Here is a 19,380-nt window from a genome sequence, read left to right as displayed (position 1 = left end):
TTTGCTACTGATTAAAAGTTAATATTAAGACCGAATAGGAATGTGCGAGGGTTAGGATAACCCAGATTGTCAATACCGGCTTCCAATGCGCTTCCCAAAGCCGCACGCTCAGGGTCCATTCCTGAGTAGCTGGTGATGGTAAACAGGTTTTGGGCCGATGCTGAAAGGCGTATACCTAATCCTTTTGTCATTTTTGTTGGCAGGGTATAACCTATCTGCAATAATTTGCAACGGAAATATGATCCATCTTCAACGAAGAATGAAGAAACCCTGCGGTAATTCAGGTTAGCGTCAGTATAGGAAAGACGTGGGTAATAGTTGCTTGTACCTTCACCTCTCCATGCCTTATCGTATGCGTCTGCAAATACATTCTGCCCTTCTGTTCCGGCATAAAAACCACCCTTGGCACTATTGTATATATCGTTCCCGATAGTACCGTAGAAATTAGATACCAGATCAAAGTTTTTATATCCCAAACGGATGTTCAAACCAACCATCAGATCAGGGAAAGCGCTGCCTATATATGTTTTATCTTTTTCGTCGAATACTCCGTCGTTATTCAAATCTTTGAAGCGGATGTCTCCCGGAACAGCATCCGGCTGAAGCAATTCTCCTGTGTTGCTGGTATGGCTATTGATCTCTGTCCAATTCTGGAAAATGCCATCTGCTACATAGCCGTAAAAGCGGCTGATCTCACCTCCTACTTCGTTCTTTATAATGTATTCATTAAAGAACCCTCCCCTTAAGTATTCTGTAGTAAGACCGAAACCTTTAGCGATATTTTTTACACTGGAAAGGTTTACTCCAACTTCATAATTAAAGTCTCTCATCTGGTCTTTCCAATTCACAGATAATTCCCAACCTTTGGCTTCCATACTACCAATATTAGACCACATTTCTGCATTCCACATAGGAAAACCTGTAACCATCAGATTTTGTTGTTTAATCAACATATCTTTGGATTTTTTGAGGAAAATATCAGCTGTAATATCCAGACGGTTATCTAAAAAGCCTGCGTCTATTCCCAGGTTGTAGTCTTCTACTTTTTCCCACTTCAAAGTCGTATTACCTACAGAACTAATACTAGTCCCTACATAGCGGTCCGAATTGAAAACATAGTCGGATGTACCAATCAGGTTCAGGTAAGAATTTGGATCTATTTTGGTATTTCCCACTTGTCCCCATCCTGCACGGACTTTCAGATTTGACACTATATTCTGGTTTTTCATAAAGCCTTCTTCCGAAACTCTCCATGCAACAGATGCGGCAGGGAATGTAGCATACTTGCTTCCTTTCGGAAATAAGGAAGAACCGTCGGACCGAATCGAAGCTGTGAGATAGTAGCGGTTATCGTAGTTATACATTACACGTCCTAAATAAGATAGAAAGGAGGTATATACATCGGTTCCGGATGCTTGAGGATTTAATGTTCCTGCATTTACATATTGAAGATCTTGGTGATTGCTTGGCACTGCCTCTCTTGATCCGGTCAACCAATATTGTGCAAATTTTTCCATAGTGAAACCGCCCATCAGGTTCAGATTATGTTTTTCATTGAATGTACGCATATAGTTCAATGTATTTGTCCATGTCCAATCTACCCAATGATTTGAGTTGCGTTCAATTTTGCTCTGTTCACTCTGCTCAAGATTATCAATGTAAAATTTAGGAGTATAATTGTCGGTCATTCTGAAGCGTGCATTTACACTGAATTGTGTACGGGCTACCAACCCTTTTATCGGTTCGATGCTCAGATATGGGTTCATCATTAGTCCGTATTCATTACTGTGTTTATTTTGACGGGCAATGCTTCCTGCCGGATTCCAAACCTGATTGTGATAAGAACGGGCATAGTTATTGTATTCGTTTGCAGTCCAGTCTTCTTTAGCTCTATATACAGGTGTTGTAGGGTCCATGCGCATAATGGCATCGAACAGGTTAGGAGTGTCATCCCAGTTTTCGTAACGGGGAGCAAAATCTATTCCGGCTTTTACAATGCTGTTGAATTTATACTCGGTATTGAATCTACCTGTAATACGTTCCCAGTAACCAACATCGAATTGAGAATTCTGACGGAAGTATCCAAAGCTACCACTGTAAACAAATTTATCTGTTCCTCCCTGAAAGCTAAAGTTGTATGATTGAGTATATGCTACATCGTTAACAGTCTGATCCCACCAATCCGTATCAGAGAATGATCCGATACCGGCAACATCCCAAGGTGCATTACCTCCGCCTTTAGCTTTGTCGTTTTCGTAACGTTCTTTAAATACCTTCTCGTAAGTAGCAGCATTTGCCATATCGGGTTTGCTCAGGGTTTGCATCCCTAAAGATGCGCTCACCTGGAATTTTACTTTGCCTTCCGATCCTTTCTTAGTAGTCACCAAAATTACCCCATTAGAACCCCTTGTACCATAGATTGCAGCAGCTGATGCGTCCTTTAATACTTCTATACTTTCTATATCGTTCTGATTCAGGAAATTTATGTTCGTTCCGTCTGCCATAGGTACTCCATCCACTACATACAGCGGATCGGAACCGTTTATTGTGGTCACACCACGGATTATCACGCGCGGATTGTCTCCCGGGCCTCCAGAACCGGTGATCTGCACACCATTGGCTTTACCCTGCATGGAATATAGGGCATTTCCTGATGTCATGTTCTTTAATGCTTCTCCTTTTACGGTAGTTATTGAGCTGGTCAGGTCGCTTTTCTTCACCACGCCATAACCAATCACCACTACATCGTCGAGCATCTTAGTATTATCTTCCATCACAACATTTATAACTCCGCCTTTGTCCATCTTTACTTCCTTGGTTATAAGGCCGATCATGGAGTATACAATCGTAGCATTTTCCGGAACATTCAACAACGTATAATTACCATCTATGTCTGTCATTGTTCCATTGGTTGTGCCTTTTTCCATTACAGTGACGCCAATAAGAGGCTCATTGTCGGCAGCCGAAACTTTTCCGGTAAGTGTAACTCTGGTCTGTGCCATAAGACACAGAGGCAAGGTTAATAATAGAATTATCAGATATTTTTTCATAAGTATTTATTTATATTTTTTACTTCTGTTTATGTTTACTCGCGGACAAGTTTAGCTCTTCCCAGATGAGCGTCAAAGTATAATTTATAAGAACCTGTTTGTTTTACTGTCGGTTTCGCCCAGTTGTCAGCACCGTTAGGCTTGGTCCATGCAGGGTTCTTATAGTCGCCATAATAATTGAATATTTCCGGTTCGTCCGAATTATCCACTCGCCATGAGCAATAGTTCCACCATCCATCAGAGTGCCAGTTGTGGAAAACAAAATTCATTTTCTGTCCTGCTTCCAAAGACAATGGATTAGCCAGGTAATAGAGGTGCGGATTGGTTGCATCTTGCGTAAACCGGCTTACTTCTCTCGGGTTGGAAGTCATATAGCCAAAATAGAACTCCTGAAGCCAGCTTCCGCCATCACCCCAAGTATCCAGACTGATAGAACCGAATTTATGAGGAACAGGATCAATCGCATCAGCAATTGCATATGTCTTGACTTTGTAAATAGCGGTTTTTACATTAAATGTAATTTCATAATATACATTCGCCTGAGTTAACACGATAGGTTCTGCAATGTCAGGGTCATCAGTCAATTTGGTGTTATCGGCAGGATCGATACCGAAACAAATCGGGGTAAAATCGCTTTTTTGTGGTAAGAAGAAAATCTCAGTACCTGCTTTCTGGCAATAGTAATTGGCTTTATATTCATAAGCAGCAGTACGCTCTATACGCATAGGCACGCCAAAAACGTCACTGTTCAACTCGGCTACGGTTGCTACATCCGCAAGGTACATCTTAGGGAAGTCCGGCATTTCCGATACAGTGATCACACTGGTCTTGCTGGTTTCCAGCCCTGCTTTGTCAACAGCTTTTAATGTCAGGTTATATGTGGCTACAGCCGAAGGTAATGTTATAGGGTCATTAAATTCAAGAGTCTTGCCTGAATTTGTGAAGGTTGTGATTTCTCTCGAATAATTGATTTCAGGTATGTTTATTGTTACCAGATCCAATGCCTTATCATCTTCTGCTGTAAACTTAACGTTCAATCGTGTTTCTGTTTTCAATAGAACAGTTATGGCTGCATCCGGAGATACAGTAAATACCGGATTTGTGAAATCCCCGTCCATGGTAACCAGTACAGTTTCTGTAGTGGTGCGTCCGCCCCGGTCGGTAGCGGTAACATCCAATTGGAAATTGTCTCCTTCCAGGCCTTTTACTATCTTGTATTTATAGTTCAGGTCGAAAGAATATACAATACTGTCTAATGTAAGGTCTATAGTTTTATCCAGATTGAATGCCGTATTTTTCAGATTGATGGAGCGAAGCCCGTCTTTATCTTCTACTTTTGCTTTGATTGTAATTTCTCTGCCGGGTTCTGTCTTTATATTCGAAGAGCCCATAACAATTGTAGGAGGTAACCCATCTACATCGGAATAGCCATCATCATCGCTACATCCATTCAATAGAAATAGAAGGATCAACAGCAAGCTAATACACTTTTTTGTTTTCATGAAATCAGATTTTAGTTTATGAAATTTTTTAATTTAAGGTCTCAGACCTATTTGTTATTTCTGTATCTGCAATATCAATAGTCAGTTACAAATAAAATACGTTGTATTAAATATTTTCTATAGCTTATTTATTGAAGAATACAATTAAAACCGCAGTTAGTGGTTGTTCTAATTGTACCAGCACCACATTCCCGCAGCAAATGTATATATTGATCGACTACAGACGTGAACGCAAACTAATCATTAATGAATGCTAAATCGGTCAATGCTTAATTAGGGTATCTATATTATCAGATTATTATTACATTTGGATATCAATAGTCAAAGTCTGATAAACCGTATGAGATCGTTTTTATTACTATTTCTTATTCTTTCGTCATTTTTATCATCTTATGCTCAGCTTTATACGATAAAAACGCTGGGGATAGAACATGGTGTTTCAAGCAATTATATTGTGAGCATTACACAGGACAAGAGGGGGTTTTTATGGTTTGCAACCGAATCCGGATTGAATAGGTTTGATGGAAATAGATGTAAAGTTTATAAGAAAAATAACATTGAAGGAAGTAACAGTATAAGCGGGAACGAACTGAATAAAGTGTATGCCGACAAATATGATGATATAGTCTGGATCGCAACACAACGGGAAGGACTGAATGCGTTTGATTCTAATACTGAAATATTTACACATTATAGACATGACGCTGCCAATCCATCGGGAATTATAACAAACGATATTACCGATATAACAAATTCTAAAGACGGGAACCTATGGTTGTCGACATATTACAGAGGTGTCGAATATTTTAACAAAAAGAATAAGACGTTCGAACACTATAATCAGTCTACGGTTCCCGGGATGGTCAATGATAATGTCTGGTCTGTAAATGAAGACAATAAAGGATTTTTATATATCGGACATGTATCGTCCGGGCTGAGCATACTATCATTGAAAGACAAGAAGATAAGGAATTTCAGACATAATCCGGATGATAAGGAAAGTTTGCCCGGCGATGAAGTAAAGACTATCTATGTAGATAAGAATGATAATGTATGGATTGGGACGAACAATGGACTGGCCCTTTTTAATACGGAGAAAGAATCGTTTATTGTATTCAGCCACGACCCTCAGAATAAGGCATCCCTGATTTCGAATTACATATATACCATTAATCAGCTCAGCGACGGAAAATTATGGGTAGGAACAGAAAAAGGAGGAGTAAGTATCCTCGATATAAGGCAAAGCATGTTCCTGACACCTCAGCATGTTTCTTTCAGCAATATAACTTACCGGGACGATAGCAAAGGATTCTCGAATCCGACGATCCGGTGTATTTATCAGGACTCTTTCAACAATTCCTGGTTTGCCACATATGGAGGAGGGATAAACTTCATCAGCCATTATTCACCTTTTTTCGATACATGGTCATACTCACCTATACAAACCCTGAATAATTCTTTAAATAACCCGATAGCATGGGGGATATGCACTGACGAGAAAGACCGTGTATGGATAGGTACCGATGGCGGGGGAATCAATGTTTTCGAAAACGGGGAAAGAACCCATATTTTTGATAAAAAGACTAATAAAATAACTGATGATGCTATATTAGCCGCGATCAGGGATTCTAAAAATAACTTATGGTTCGGCACCTTCCGGGGAGGTGTGAATATATTTGATTCGCAAAGCAAGGCTGTTTCTGAATTTATGATAGATGGAAAGAATACAGATGTCAGGTGTTTTTATGAAGACAATGAAAAGAATATGTGGATCGGGTGCACGTATGGATTGTATCAATATAATATAGTCACACAAAAACGGCAATTGTTCTCCACCGAAAATTCCGAACTGCCCAATAATCTCGTACGTGCCATATCGAGAGACAACAAAGGGCAAATATGGATCGGCTTTTTCGGTGAAGGGCTGGCTATTCTTGACAAGAATCTGAAAGTCATCAAAACTCTGAAGACTGACCGGGGCTTTCCGTCCAATACTGTAGATCATATATATAAAGACGCAAAAGGGCAGATGTGGGTAGCAACGGGAGAAGGACTTGTCTATTTTAAATCTCCCGATAAAATGGATGAATATACCGTTTTTGACGAAAAGGACGGGCTGATAAACAGCCATATACGCGCCATAACCGAAGACAAGGATGGTAACATATGGATTAGTACCAATGGCGGAATCAGCCGTTTTATACATAGTAATAATAAATTTGACAATTACAATCATTACAATGGGGTTCCCCTCGGTGATTTTATGAGTGGTTCGGTAACAAAAGATTCTAAAGGAACAATTTTCTTCGGTTCACAAAACGGAGTTTGTTATTTCAAACCTGAGGCTGTGCCTACCCAAATAGATTTACCTCCTACAGCCATTACCAGTTTCAAGATATATAGCGACCAGTTGAAAATATCGGATAATGATACGGATATACCTGTTACATCCGAGATCGAATTAAACTATAATCAAAATACATTCAATATATCATTCAATGTATTGGATTATTCTCTCAATCATCTGGTAGACTATACTTATATGCTCAAAGGGTTGGAGGATTTGTGGTATAATACACAGGGAGAAAACTCCGTAACGTTCCGCAACATCCCTCCCGGTACATACGAACTGTTAATCAAATCGCGGGTTAAGAATCAGGAATGGTCGGAGAATATTACCTCTCTGACAATTAATATCAATCCGCCATTGTGGCTTACATGGTGGGCTAAAGCGCTGTATATTATAACGATATTTTGTATAGTAATTCTTATTCTCCGTTTCTATAAACGTAAACTTGATCTGGAAAATTCTCTCACTCTGGAAAAGAAAAACCATCTTCAAGAACAGGAATTAAATAATGAAAGACTTCGTTTTTTTACAAATATAACTCATGAACTGCGTACTCCTCTGACTCTCATACTAGGTCCTCTGGAAGACCTGCATGGTGATCCGGGCTTGCCGGAAAAGCACTCATCCAAAATATCAGCCATATACAGAAGTGCTACACGGCTGTTGAGCCTTATAAACCAGATACTGGAATTCCGAAAAACAGAAACCCAAAATAAAAGGCTAAGTGTCTACAAAAGCGATATTTCTCAATTGGTACATGAAGTGGGGCTGAAGTATAAAGAACTCAATACGAACAAACGGATCTCTTTCAATATCAGTATAGAAACGCTAAATGTAGATGTTTTCTTCGATTCCGATGTGATAACGACTATCCTGGAGAACCTGTTGTCCAACGCATTCAAATATACCCAAAAAGGTAGCATCTCCCTTATATTGAGATCCGTAGAGAATAGTGGTGTAAACTATACCGAAATAGAGGTCAGAGACACAGGCAGGGGTATTCCTCCGGAATCAATCCCTAAAATATTTGACAGGTATTATCAGGCCGAAAGGGAACAGCAAGTATCGGGTACAGGTATCGGTTTGGCTCTTGTGCATAATCTTGCTTTCATACATCAGGGAGAAATATCTGTCGAAAGCAAACCCGGTGAAGGGACGTCTTTCCGTTTCAGGATAGTAACGGATAATACTTATCCGGATGCTTTACATATGGACAAAACGACCAAAGATGTCATAGAAGAAAACGGAGAGATTGTAAAATCAGAGCCGACAGATACCAAGCAGGTGATTCTGGTTATCGAAGACAATGACGATATCAGGGATTATATCCATAACTCCTTATCAGAGCAATACAAAGTATATACTGCGTCGAACGGGAAGAAAGGCTTAAAAGAGGCATATACTCATATTCCGGATATTATTATCAGCGATATCATGATGCCTGAAATGGATGGATTCGAACTAAGCAGAATATTAAAGGAAGATGTGCGTACAAGTCATATACCAATCATACTGCTTACTGCCAAGGATTCTATTCAGGACCGGACGGAAGGATATAATATTGGAGTAGAGTCGTATATAACAAAACCGTTCAGTGCCAGCCTGCTGCATAGCCGTGTAACCAATCTGTTGGAAGCCAGACGAAAGGTCGCAGAATTGATAAATAATAATACAGCAAACAAGAATGCCATCATAATAGACTCTATAAGCAAAATAGATAATGAGTTTATAGAAAAAGTAACGTCCATTATTGAGCAGAATCTGGATTCGGACAATGTAGATGTTGCGTTTATAGCGGACAAAATGAACATGAGCCATTCCACGCTATACCGAAAAGTAAAAGCCCTGACGGGCATGTCTGCGAACGAATTTATAAGAAAAGTAAGAATACGAAATGCAGAACAACTTCTTCTCACAGGGAAATATACTATCTCCGAAATATCCTATATGGTAGGGATGAATAGTGTTACTTATTTCCGTCAATGCTTTAAAGAAGAATTTGGATTGGTACCCTCCGAGTATATAAAACAGATAATGAACAGAAAGTAATCGGGGGTAAAGAAAGTTTTATCTTTTCGCGGAAAGTTTATCTATGTATGTAGCTGTTAGCCTTTAGCTGATAGCTTGTTGTTCTTTGAAGTATTGGTATAAGTAATAAGTTTTAAGTACTAAGTTGAAAGTTATATGAGATACGAGTAGACAAACACAAATTGTTTACTGCTATCTGTTTACTGTTTACTGAAAAAGGTGTAACCTTTGTTACCTTTTATTTTTAACCACAGAGTAAACGGAGTAGCACGGAGTTTTTAGAAGAAAAAGTGACAATAAAAATTGTGTAAAAAGTCGTCAGGTTTGTCAGGTTTTGTACATAAGCTATCGGCTATCAGCTAAAAATGCGTTACCTTTGTTACTTTTTAACAAGTAGTAAGTTGAAAGTTATATGAGATACGAGTAGACAAGAAACAAGTTGTTAACTGATGACTGCTTACTGTTAACTGTAAAGCCAATTATTAATTTTTCATTGTTTTCTGTATTTGCTTTTCGTCTATTTCTTATCCGAACAACCGGATTTATAATATATGACTCATTTACTATCCTATTTTGCCCTATCTATACCCCATTGCATTCTGTCATATATTGTATTTTTGTTAACGCAGAAATTAACAAATTTAATATATCATGAAATTATCAAGATTACTTTCGAGTGCCGTTCTATGCCTGCTGACGTTATCGCTAGCTGGTCAGGTAAGTTTCGGTGAACCGGAGAAGATTAACTCCAACTGGAAATTTACTTTAAATGATGTCAAAGACGGCCAGACTCCGTCGTTGGATGACAAAAGATGGAAAACTGTCGACTTACCCCATGACTGGAGTGTGAAAGGTCAGCTCAGTCCTACACTTGCCAGTGCCACGGGTTACTTGCCCGGAGGTATAGGCTGGTATCGCAAGACAATCAACGTACCCCAATCGAAACAAGGGGAAAAAGTATACTTGTACTTCGAAGGAGTGTACAATCGCAGCGAAGTGTTCATCAATGGACAGTCGTTAGGCAAACGTCCGAATGGTTATGTCTCTTTTATGTACGATGCCACTCCCTACATTAAATATGGGGAAGATAATGTAATAGCTGTTCGTGCAGACCATAGCCAGTCGGCAGACTCACGCTGGTACACCGGTTCGGGTATCTATCGTAATGTATGGATGGTATATGCCAATCCTCTGCATATTGCACAATGGGGTGTATTTGCATATCCTAAATCAGTGACTAAGAAACAAGCCGTTGTATCTGTGTCTGTGGAAATAGATAATTCTACAGTGAAAGATGCGAATCTGACTATCACAAACCAGTTGTTGTCGGCAGACGGTAAGGTTGTTGCAAAAGATTCGAAGAAGCTGCAAATGACAGCCGGAAACAATAAGGTGTCGGCAGACCTGAAAGTAAACAATCCTCAGTTATGGGACTTGAATAACCCGAATCTATACCAATTAAAGACGACGGTACTCAAAGATGGTAAAGTTATAGACCAAACCACTACTACCACAGGTATCCGCAACTATACATTCGATCCGAATAAAGGATTTGCCCTGAATGGAGACTGGATGAAGGTAAAAGGCGTATGTATCCACCACGATGCGGGCGTATTAGGCTCGGCTGTGCCAAAAGATGTGTGGAAACGCAGATTGCTTACACTGAAAGAGATAGGGGTGAATGCTATCCGTACCAGCCACAATCCTCAGGCACCGGATCTATATAGCTTGTGCGATGAACTAGGACTATTGGTACTCAATGAAGCCTATGACGAATGGGAATTCCCTAAACGCAAATGGCTCGAAGGCTGGAATGTGGGAACTCCCGGATTTCAAGGTAATTTCGATTATTTTGGAGAATGGGGAGAAAAAGACTTAGCCGATGTTGTCCTCCGCGACCGTAATCATATATCCGTATTCGCATGGAGTATCGGCAATGAAGTAGATTATCCGAACGATCCTTATTCTCATCCGGTATTGGATGGTGGAGCAGCAACAGGCTTTACTCAGGCAATGTTTGGAGGATATAAGAAAGACGCGCCTGATGCCATGCGCTTGGGTGATATAGCCAAACGACTGGTGGCAGTAGTTAAGAAATATGATACATCACGTCCTACAACAGCCGGATTGGCCGGAGTAGCCATGTCTAATCAGACTGCATATCCCGGAGCATTGGATATCGCAGGATACAACTATACTGAAGGGATGTATGCAAAAGATCACCAGGCATATCCTGAGAGGGTAATCTACGGCAGTGAAAACCGGCATGAACTAAGTGCGTGGAAAGCAGCAAGGGATAATGAATATATCTTCGGACAATTCTTGTGGACGGGTATAGATTATCTGGGAGAATCGGGACGCTGGCCATCAAGAGGCTTTTATTCGGGACTGCTTGATTTCGGAGGCTTTATTAAACCAAGAGGCTATTTCCGTCAATCGCTTTGGTCGGATAAACCGATGGCTTATCTGGGAACTTATCCTACACCGGGCAAAGGTAGCAAAAGCCAGATGAAAGATGTATGGTCTCAGCTGGATGCTGAAAATGACGGTAACTACGAAGAGAAAACCCCATCGATGGATGCATGGCCTATCTGGAACTATCAGGAAGGACAATCTATCCGTGTAGTAAGCTATACCAATGCGGCGAAAGCCAGACTGGAACTGAATGGAAAAGAAGTAGGCCAGACAAAAGATTATGACGATAATACAGGTATTATCTACTGGGATATCCCTTATCAGGCAGGTAAACTGGAGGTTATAGGAATGGATAAAAATGGTAATGAAACAGCACGTTATGCCATACAATCTTCCGGACAGCCGTATGCATTGACTATCGTACAATCGGAGAAAGAAATCTGTAAAGACAAAGGCCTTGCTCAGATCGTTGTACAGGTAGTGGACGAGAATGGTGTGCCTGTGATGTTGTCTGATAATGAAGTTACCTGCCGTATAATCGGCCCTGCGAAACTGCTCGGACTGGAAGCCAGCAATAACGAAGATATGAGTGATTATACGGATAACAGACACCGTGTCTTCCATGGTCATATACTCGCTTATATACAGACAACAGGCGAGCAGGGAGAAATTAAAGTCCAGTTCACCTCGCCTTGGCTGAAGTCAGTGGAAGAGACAATCCGGCTTAAATAAGACAATATATAATCAATCTGTTTATAGTAAAAATGGCGTCGGTAATTCAATTACCGACGCCATTTTCTATCGTACATCTTATTACTAGCTTATTTAGGAATATCGATCAATTCCACTTCGAAGATAAGGTTGGAGAAAGGCTTTATAGAACCTTGTTCTCTCGCTCCATAAGCTAAATCGTAAGGGATATACAACATCCATTTTGAGCCTACAGGCATCAACATCAAAGCTTCTGTCCATCCCTTAATTACTTGTCCTACGCCAAATGTAGCAGGTTCTCCTCTTTCAATACTGCTGTCGAATACAGTTCCGTCGAGCAATGTACCTTTATAGTGAACTGTCACGCGATCTGCTGCTGTTGGTTTAGCTCCTGTTCCTTCAGTTATTATCTTATACTGTAAGCCGCTAGGCAATGTCACCACTCCGCTCGCAGTCTTATTTTCTGCCATAAATTTATCACCTTCGGCAATCTGGCTGGCATATTCGGATTTCATTTCCTCCGCTTTCTTTGCTTCGTTTACCTCCTGTGCTTTTTGAGCGGCATCCTGTATAATACCTTCTGATCCTTCTATGAGTAGTTTTTCATCTTTCAGGCTATTGGAAAAAGCTGAAACAAAGGCGTCGATATTCAGTTTGCCGGGTCCGCCTAGTATTTCTTTCGAGAAATTATCGGTCATAGTCGAAAGCTGGCTGCCGATAGCCACCCCTGAATTGAATGCCGATTTACTTTTATCTTGTTTTATCGTTTGCGCAAAACCGACCAAAAACTCTTCTAAATTGGCTGCATTGGCTTTCGTCAGGGAATCTAACTTGGAGGCCATTTCCGCCTTCAGTTTACTTTGCTTTGCGGCATCAGCCTCTTTTTCTATTTTGGATGTATAGTCAGCTCTCACCGCAGCGGTATCTGCTATAACTCCCATTTGTGACAGATAAGGTTTCAACCCGCTTTGTACCATGTTTACACCGAGGGCATAAGATATGGTATCAGCCTGAGTGCTGAGAACAGGCTCTACCGCCACGATTTTCTTAGGGGTTGTTTTTTTCTGCGCAAGCAGACCTTTCGGACTTAATACTGCGCATGCAACCAAAGAGAATAGTAATAATTTCTTCATATGACTAATTTTATTTGTTGATGTTCTATGTTTATAGTTTCTGAGAATGTGTATATTATATCGAGATGCAAAAGTAGTATTTTTTATCCGTCTATATCGTAACTTCAATAAACTTATTGTGAAATCTTGTAAAAACTTGAAAACTAATCACTACCTTTGCGCGTCCTTAACGGCTGACTCTCTTATGTCGAATATTCTTTGGGGTGGGAGTAGGCCTGTTGAAGGGTTAATTACCACATAAGAATATTTATAATTTTTAATGAAAACATTTGAAGAATTAGGGGTTGCAGCGAATATCCGCAAAGCGATCGAAGAAATGGGTTACGAGAATCCCATGCCCGTGCAAGAAGAAGTGATTCCATACCTGCTGGGCGAAACAAGCGACATAATTGCATTGGCGCAAACAGGAACCGGCAAAACAGCGGCTTTTGGGTTACCTGTCCTACAAAAAATCGAAGTAAAAGAAAACGTACCTCAGGCATTGATACTGTGTCCTACCCGTGAGCTGTGCTTACAGATAGCAGGTGATCTGGCAGATTATTCAAAGTATATTGATAATCTGAGAGTACTTCCTGTATATGGAGGGTCAAGCATCGAGAGCCAGATTAAATCTCTGAAAAGGGGAGTACAAATTATCGTTGCTACTCCGGGGCGTCTGATAGATCTTATCAACCGTAAAACGGTAGATTTGAAGAACATAAAATATGTTGTGCTAGATGAGGCAGATGAAATGCTGAATATGGGCTTTACGGAAAGTATCGATGAAATACTATCTAAAGTGCCTGACGAAAGAGTAATGCTCCTTTTCTCGGCAACAATGCCAAAGGAGATTGCTAAGATTACCAAAAAATACATGCAAAGCCCTAAAGAGATTACGATTGGCCGTAAGAATGAAGGCTCGAACAACGTAAAGCATGTATATTATATGGTACATGCAAAGGATAAATATCTGGCGCTAAAACGTATAGCCGACTATTATCCGAATATATACGGTATCATTTTCTGCCGTACCCGCCGCGAAACACAGGAGATTGCCGACAAACTGATACAGGATGGATACAATGCCGACTCCCTGCATGGTGATCTATCTCAGGCACAGCGCGACTATGTGATGCAGAAATTCCGCATTCATAATATTCAGTTACTGGTTGCGACCGATGTAGCTGCCCGCGGACTGGACGTTGACAGTCTTACGCATGTTATCAATTACGGATTGCCTGACGATATAGAATCATATACCCACCGTAGCGGACGTACTGGCCGTGCTGGTAAAACGGGGACATCAATCTCTATTGTCCATGTAAAAGAGAAGGGTAAAATCCGGGAAATTGAGAAAATCATCAATAAGAAATTCGAGCAGGGAGTAATTCCTTCGGGAGAAGCCATTTGCGAAAAGCAATTGTTCAGTCTTGTTGACAGAATAGAGAAAGTAAAGGTGAACGAAGATGAAATATCGAACCTTCTCCCATCTGTGTACAGGAAACTCGACTGGCTGGAAAAAGAAGATATTATAAAACGTGTTGTGGCTCTTGAATTTAACCGCTTGATCGACTATTATCGCGATGCGGATGAGATAGAGACTCCTTCCGACCGCTTCTCCAAAGGAGACGACAAGTCATATCCTCGGCGTAAAGACCGTGAACGTTCTGATCGTTCTTCGGGAGGTAGCCGCGGTGCGGAAAAGGGATACTCTCGTCTTTTCATTAATATCGGTCGTACAGACAGTGTAAATCCGGCAACACTTATGGGATTGGTAAACGATTTCGTTCCTGAGAAGGTGAATATCGGACGTATCGACATCATGCAAAATTTCTCTTTCTTTGAGGTACCGGAAAAGGATGCTCAGAAAGTGATAAGCGCAATGAGCCGTCAGGAACAAAACGGTCGTCGCATATCTGTAGAAGTTGCCCAAGGTGGCGGAGGTGGAGACCGGGGGAATTCCGGGGCTTCCCGTTTCGAAAGAGGTGGCGGCTATCGAGGAAACAGTGGATCTTCGCGTCCTGATAAGGGATCGAAAAGAAACTCGGATTTCAAATCGTCAAAACCGTCGGACAAAGGACATCGAAAAGGTGGACGCAAACCGAAGTTTTCCTGATAGGAGACTAAGTTAACATTTATATATATACGTCAGTTGTCTTATCGATACAGGATAAGTGGCTGACGTTTCTTTATATAGCGATTTCTTATTTGATAGTCTTATCCCTTAATACTGTCTGTAATAGAAACTCGACCATTCTTTTCTTATATCGAAGCATTGATTCCATATAAAAATAGATAAGCACTGAAACTAGAATAAGAGTGAGACTGTAGTCCCTGTATCGATCTCTGATTCTATCTTATATTCAATCCCGTTTTTGTCTAGTATGCGTAAGGCTATCGACAGTCCGATACCGCTACCTTGCACCTCGTTCGTATTATCAGCCCGATAAAAAGGTCTACTGATATCTGCCAGTTGGTCCGATGGAATACCAATACCCTTGTCGGCAATGGATAAGCATAGTCTGTCAGATTTCTTGTACATATGTATGGTGACATTTTCTTTAGAAGAATACTTCACCGCGTTCTCCACCAGATTGAATAAAGCAATCAGTAATTGGGTCCTGTCCTTATCAATAGACATCAATTGCTCATCTTCCGGCTGTATATCCATATTGACCAGAATCTTAGAACTGGGATACAGGCTTTTCATCTTGCTTATAATCTCCCAGATCAGTTCGTCTATTCGCATACAAGAGGCTTCCTTTTCATCCTTCTTCAGGTCGGAGATGATAATGAGAGTGTCCAGTATCTCTTCCATCTGTACTATCTGCTCGATAAGCTTTCCTGACAGTTGCCGGTATTCTTCAGGGCTGCGGTCTTTTATAGAAAACAAATCGACATTACCCATCATGGAAGCTAATGGAGTCTTAAATTCGTGGGAGACATACCTTACAAAATTTTTTTGGATGATAACAGTCTCGGATATCTTTGCCAGTAAATCGTTGAATGTTTCTGTGAGGTTCTGCAATTCATCTTTCGTATCAGGCGATTGTATACGGACATTCAGGTTTTTTGTAGATATGTTTTTCACCTGGCTTATCACATCACTAAACGGACGGTATGCGATGCGCGATACCCAGCGGCTGAGGAGGACAATAGCTAAAAGTCCGATAACAAAGGATGCGATCAATATCCACAACAATAGATTCACCTGTTCGGTAAGTCCGCTTTCGGGCACTTTGGCGATAACGACAAAGTCTCCCTGATTATCTTCATAGAATATGCCATAGCAAAGATATTCGTCTATAGTGAAAGACAAATGCCTGTTGAGCCGTATCTTATCCAGAATAGAAACAGGGATATCGGATACACCGACGCCATATGCTATATTATTGTGCATGTCATATACCTGATAATATGAGTCGGTTACCATTTCTTCAAACTGTGCCTTAATCTTTGCAAACTCTCTGTCGTTTAATTCGTCCTCCTCAAGGTAGAACAAAGCCGATATATGAGCCGTTTTTTCAAGATTACTATAAATGGACTTTTTTGTGTTGTTGTAGAACAAACCGTATATAAGCAGGGATATAATAGCGAAGATTATACCAAAGATAAGCGAACAATACAGGCTCAGGCGATTTTTTACTTTCATGTGATACCTCTAATCATAAGTTTCTATCATATACCCCCGTCCCTTTACTGTTTTGATAAGCTTTACATGTCCATTCGCATCTATCTTATTCCGCAGGTACGAAATGTATACATCCACCACATTCGTATTCGTATCGTAGTTTACACCCCATACGGTATCCAGCAATTGGGCGCGGGATAATACTTTATCCTTATTTTCCATCAGTAATTTCAATAATTTGAATTCCTGCATTGTAAGTTTAATCTCTTCACCTCCTCTTTCTACCCGGTGCCTGTCTTTAAATAGCTTAAGATCGTCACATTCCAGTACATCGGATGCAACATCATACTTTAATCCTGCCCTACGGGTCAATGCGTTGATATGAGCTATCAGTTCCCTGAGGAGAAACGGTTTGGTCAGGTAATCATCTGCTCCACAGTCCAGCGCCCTGATTTTGTCCTCTGCGTCACCTAAGGCACTGATGACAAGTATGGGGGTGTTGATCTTTTTATAACGCGTATATTGTAATAATTCGATACCATCTATATCCGGTAACATAATGTCCAGCAAAATCAGGCTCCACTCTTTCTCGCTGATCAGGCTGCGTGCATCTACTCCGTTTTCGGCTAGAACAACAGAATATCCGGTTTCTTCCAGACCTTTCACTACAAATTCACTGATGCGGTGATTGTCCTCTATTAATAAAATCTCCATAACACATAGTTTTAGAATTATAAAAGTAACCATTTTCAATTAATGCAAATCTTATATTGAATTAAAACGTTCAATTGTTCTTCTGTGCAGTCAATTAGTTATGCTTATTGTTCAATAGTAAAAAAGGAGGCAAAGGTAACACTGAAAATAATTAATAATTAAGAATGAAAAATTAATAATTGGCTTGTCAGTTATCAGTGAACAGTCATCAGTCAACAGTATTCTCATGCAAAGACGCTAAGTCGCAAAGTCCAATTTATAATTCATTGTAATACTTATATTTATTAACTATATTTCGTTAAAACCTGACACATCTGACAGTTTTTTTCTATTTTTTACTTGTCGTTTTTATATTCGTTAACAGTGTATGGGTGAAAAGTAACGAAGGTAACACGGAAAACAATTAAGAATGAATAATTAATAATTAGCTTGCTGAGCAGAGCGAAGACTCTCACCAGTGAATAGTCGTCAGTTAACAACTTGTTTCTTGTCTACTCGTATCTCATATAACTTTCAACTTACTACTTGTTAAAAGGTAACAAAGGTAACGCATTTTTAGCTATTAGCTGATAGCTGTTAGCCGATAGCTTATGTACAAAACCTGACAAACCTGACGACTTTTTACACAATTTTTATTGTCACTTTTTCTTCTAAAGACTCCGTGCTACTCCGTTTACTCTGTGGTTAAAAATAAAAGGTAACAAAGGTTACACCTTTTTCAGTAAACAGTAAACAGATAGCAGTAAACAATTTGTGTTTGTCTACTCGTATCTCATATAACTTTCAACTTAGTACTTAAAACTTATTACTTATACCAATACTTCAAAGAGCTACAAGCTATCAGCTAAAGGCTAACAGCTACATACATAGATAAATTTTTCAAGAGATATTATCATTCGTTCTGCTTATTACATTTTTGATTTAAACCTTAAAATATCTATCTTTGAAAAATCTGATTTTTAAAATTTGATCAAAATGATAAACACCCGTCGATTATTAGTAGCAAGTACTTTGCTGCTATTTACATGTGTAAATATGAATGCTCAAAAGACCGTTAAGTTATGGAGTGCAAATCCTCCGACAAGTAATGAAATAACAGAAGCAGAGAAATATGAGAGAGATGGAGGCTGGGTTATAAATGTATCTTCTCCTGAACTTTCGATCTACCAGCCCGACAAAGAAAAAAGCGCAGGATTAGCTGTTGTGATATGTCCCGGAGGAGGATATGCCGGACTGGCTATTGAGCATGAGGGTGTGCAGTTTGCGCAATGGTTGAGCGGTCAGGGAATAACTGCCGCTATATTAAAATACCGAATGCCAAATAAACATAAAGAAATACCACTGGATGATGCACAACAGGCAATCCGTTATATGCGTGAACATGCTGGTGAACTTGGTATCGGTGTCAATAAAATAGGTATTGCGGGTTTTTCTGCAGGCGGACATCTGGCTGCGACAGCCTCCACCCATTATGCGATAGAGGGTACAAGCACAAGGCCTGACTTTTCAATCCTTTTCTATCCCGTTATCACAATGGAAGTGGCTACGCATGGAGGTTCCAAGTTAAATCTGTTAGGAGATAAGCCTTCTGTTACCGATGTGCATACTTTTTCGAACGAAAAGCAGGTAAATGTGAACACTCCGCCTGCAATATTGTTATTGAGTGATGACGACAAGGCGGTCCCGCCGGCTAATAGCATATTATATTACGACGCTCTGAAACATAATGATGTGCCGGCAACAATGTATATATTCCCCGAAGGCGGGCATGGCTGGGGTATGAGAGAGAATTTCAAATATCATACACAAATGCTCGACTTGTTGGCTATGTGGCTGAAAGATATACAAAACAAACAATAATATTTAA

At 40.2% G+C, this 19,380-nt stretch carries 9 protein-coding genes; 4 read left to right on the top strand and 5 right to left on the bottom strand.

The window, feature by feature from the left end; translation table 11 throughout:
* Positions 1-11: 11 nt before the first annotated feature.
* A complete protein-coding gene (locus IR083_RS16870; RefSeq protein WP_194225200.1) occupies positions 12-3,050 on the bottom strand; it encodes a SusC/RagA family TonB-linked outer membrane protein in 3,039 nt (1,012 codons plus the stop codon).
* Between the two features lie 35 nt (positions 3,051-3,085).
* A complete protein-coding gene (locus tag IR083_RS16865) occupies positions 3,086-4,552 on the bottom strand; it encodes a hypothetical protein (protein ID WP_194225199.1) in 1,467 nt (488 codons plus the stop codon).
* Positions 4,553-4,892: 340 nt separating this feature from the next.
* Here IR083_RS16865 and IR083_RS16860 point away from each other — a divergent pair, with 340 nt between their 5' ends.
* On the top strand, positions 4,893-8,951 hold the full coding sequence (locus tag IR083_RS16860) for a two-component regulator propeller domain-containing protein (protein ID WP_194225198.1): 4,059 nt from the start codon (positions 4,893-4,895) through the stop codon (positions 8,949-8,951).
* 630 nt (positions 8,952-9,581) lie between these two features.
* Entirely contained in the window at positions 9,582-12,077 is a 2,496-nt protein-coding gene (locus IR083_RS16855; RefSeq protein ID WP_194225197.1) for a sugar-binding domain-containing protein, read from the top strand.
* Between the two features lie 89 nt (positions 12,078-12,166).
* Here the strand turns inward: IR083_RS16855 and IR083_RS24675 are convergent, their stop codons facing one another.
* Entirely contained in the window at positions 12,167-13,189 is a 1,023-nt protein-coding gene (locus IR083_RS24675) for an FKBP-type peptidyl-prolyl cis-trans isomerase (RefSeq protein WP_194225196.1), read from the bottom strand.
* 259 nt (positions 13,190-13,448) lie between these two features.
* Between IR083_RS24675 and IR083_RS16845 the strand changes: the two genes are divergently transcribed.
* Entirely contained in the window at positions 13,449-15,284 is a 1,836-nt protein-coding gene (locus IR083_RS16845) for a DEAD/DEAH box helicase (protein ID WP_006801005.1), read from the top strand.
* Between the two features lie 192 nt (positions 15,285-15,476).
* Here the strand turns inward: IR083_RS16845 and IR083_RS16840 are convergent, their stop codons facing one another.
* Together IR083_RS16840 and IR083_RS16835 are read right to left on the bottom strand one after the other, a co-directional pair.
* The gene (locus tag IR083_RS16840) at positions 15,477-16,820 is read right to left on the bottom strand and encodes a sensor histidine kinase (protein ID WP_194225195.1); all 1,344 of its coding nucleotides are present in this window, start codon (positions 16,818-16,820) and stop codon (positions 15,477-15,479) included.
* A 9-nt stretch (positions 16,821-16,829) separates the two neighbouring features.
* Positions 16,830-17,513 (bottom strand): response regulator transcription factor, encoded by a 684-nt coding sequence (locus tag IR083_RS16835; protein WP_194225194.1) that lies wholly within the window; start codon positions 17,511-17,513, stop codon positions 16,830-16,832.
* Between the two features lie 975 nt (positions 17,514-18,488).
* Between IR083_RS16835 and IR083_RS16830 the strand changes: the two genes are divergently transcribed.
* Positions 18,489-19,373 (top strand): alpha/beta hydrolase, encoded by an 885-nt coding sequence (locus IR083_RS16830; protein WP_006801663.1) that lies wholly within the window; start codon positions 18,489-18,491, stop codon positions 19,371-19,373.
* The last annotated feature ends 7 nt before the right edge of the window (positions 19,374-19,380 follow it).

Origin of the sequence: Dysgonomonas sp. GY75, from assembly GCF_015234155.1 — a bacterium.
GTDB classification, from domain to species: domain Bacteria; phylum Bacteroidota; class Bacteroidia; order Bacteroidales; family Dysgonomonadaceae; genus Dysgonomonas; species Dysgonomonas gadei.
This window is presented reverse-complemented; position numbering and strand designations above follow the sequence as displayed.

Bases quoted from the DNA above. Each gene is read 5' to 3' on its own strand.
- IR083_RS16840 (WP_194225195.1), bottom strand. From the start codon at position 16,820: ATGAAAGTAAAAAATCGCCTGAGCCTGTATTGTTCGCTTATCTTTGGT.
- IR083_RS16860 (WP_194225198.1), top strand. From the start codon at position 4,893: ATGAGATCGTTTTTATTACTATTTCTTATTCTTTCGTCATTTTTATCA.
- IR083_RS24675 (WP_194225196.1), bottom strand. From the start codon at position 13,189: ATGAAGAAATTATTACTATTCTCTTTGGTTGCATGCGCAGTATTAAGT.
- IR083_RS16845 (WP_006801005.1), top strand. From the start codon at position 13,449: ATGAAAACATTTGAAGAATTAGGGGTTGCAGCGAATATCCGCAAAGCG.
- IR083_RS16835 (WP_194225194.1), bottom strand. From the start codon at position 17,513: ATGGAGATTTTATTAATAGAGGACAATCACCGCATCAGTGAATTTGTA.
- IR083_RS16830 (WP_006801663.1), top strand. From the start codon at position 18,489: ATGATAAACACCCGTCGATTATTAGTAGCAAGTACTTTGCTGCTATTT.
- IR083_RS16865 (WP_194225199.1), bottom strand. From the start codon at position 4,552: ATGAAAACAAAAAAGTGTATTAGCTTGCTGTTGATCCTTCTATTTCTA.
- IR083_RS16870 (WP_194225200.1), bottom strand. From the start codon at position 3,050: ATGAAAAAATATCTGATAATTCTATTATTAACCTTGCCTCTGTGTCTT.
- IR083_RS16855 (WP_194225197.1), top strand. From the start codon at position 9,582: ATGAAATTATCAAGATTACTTTCGAGTGCCGTTCTATGCCTGCTGACG.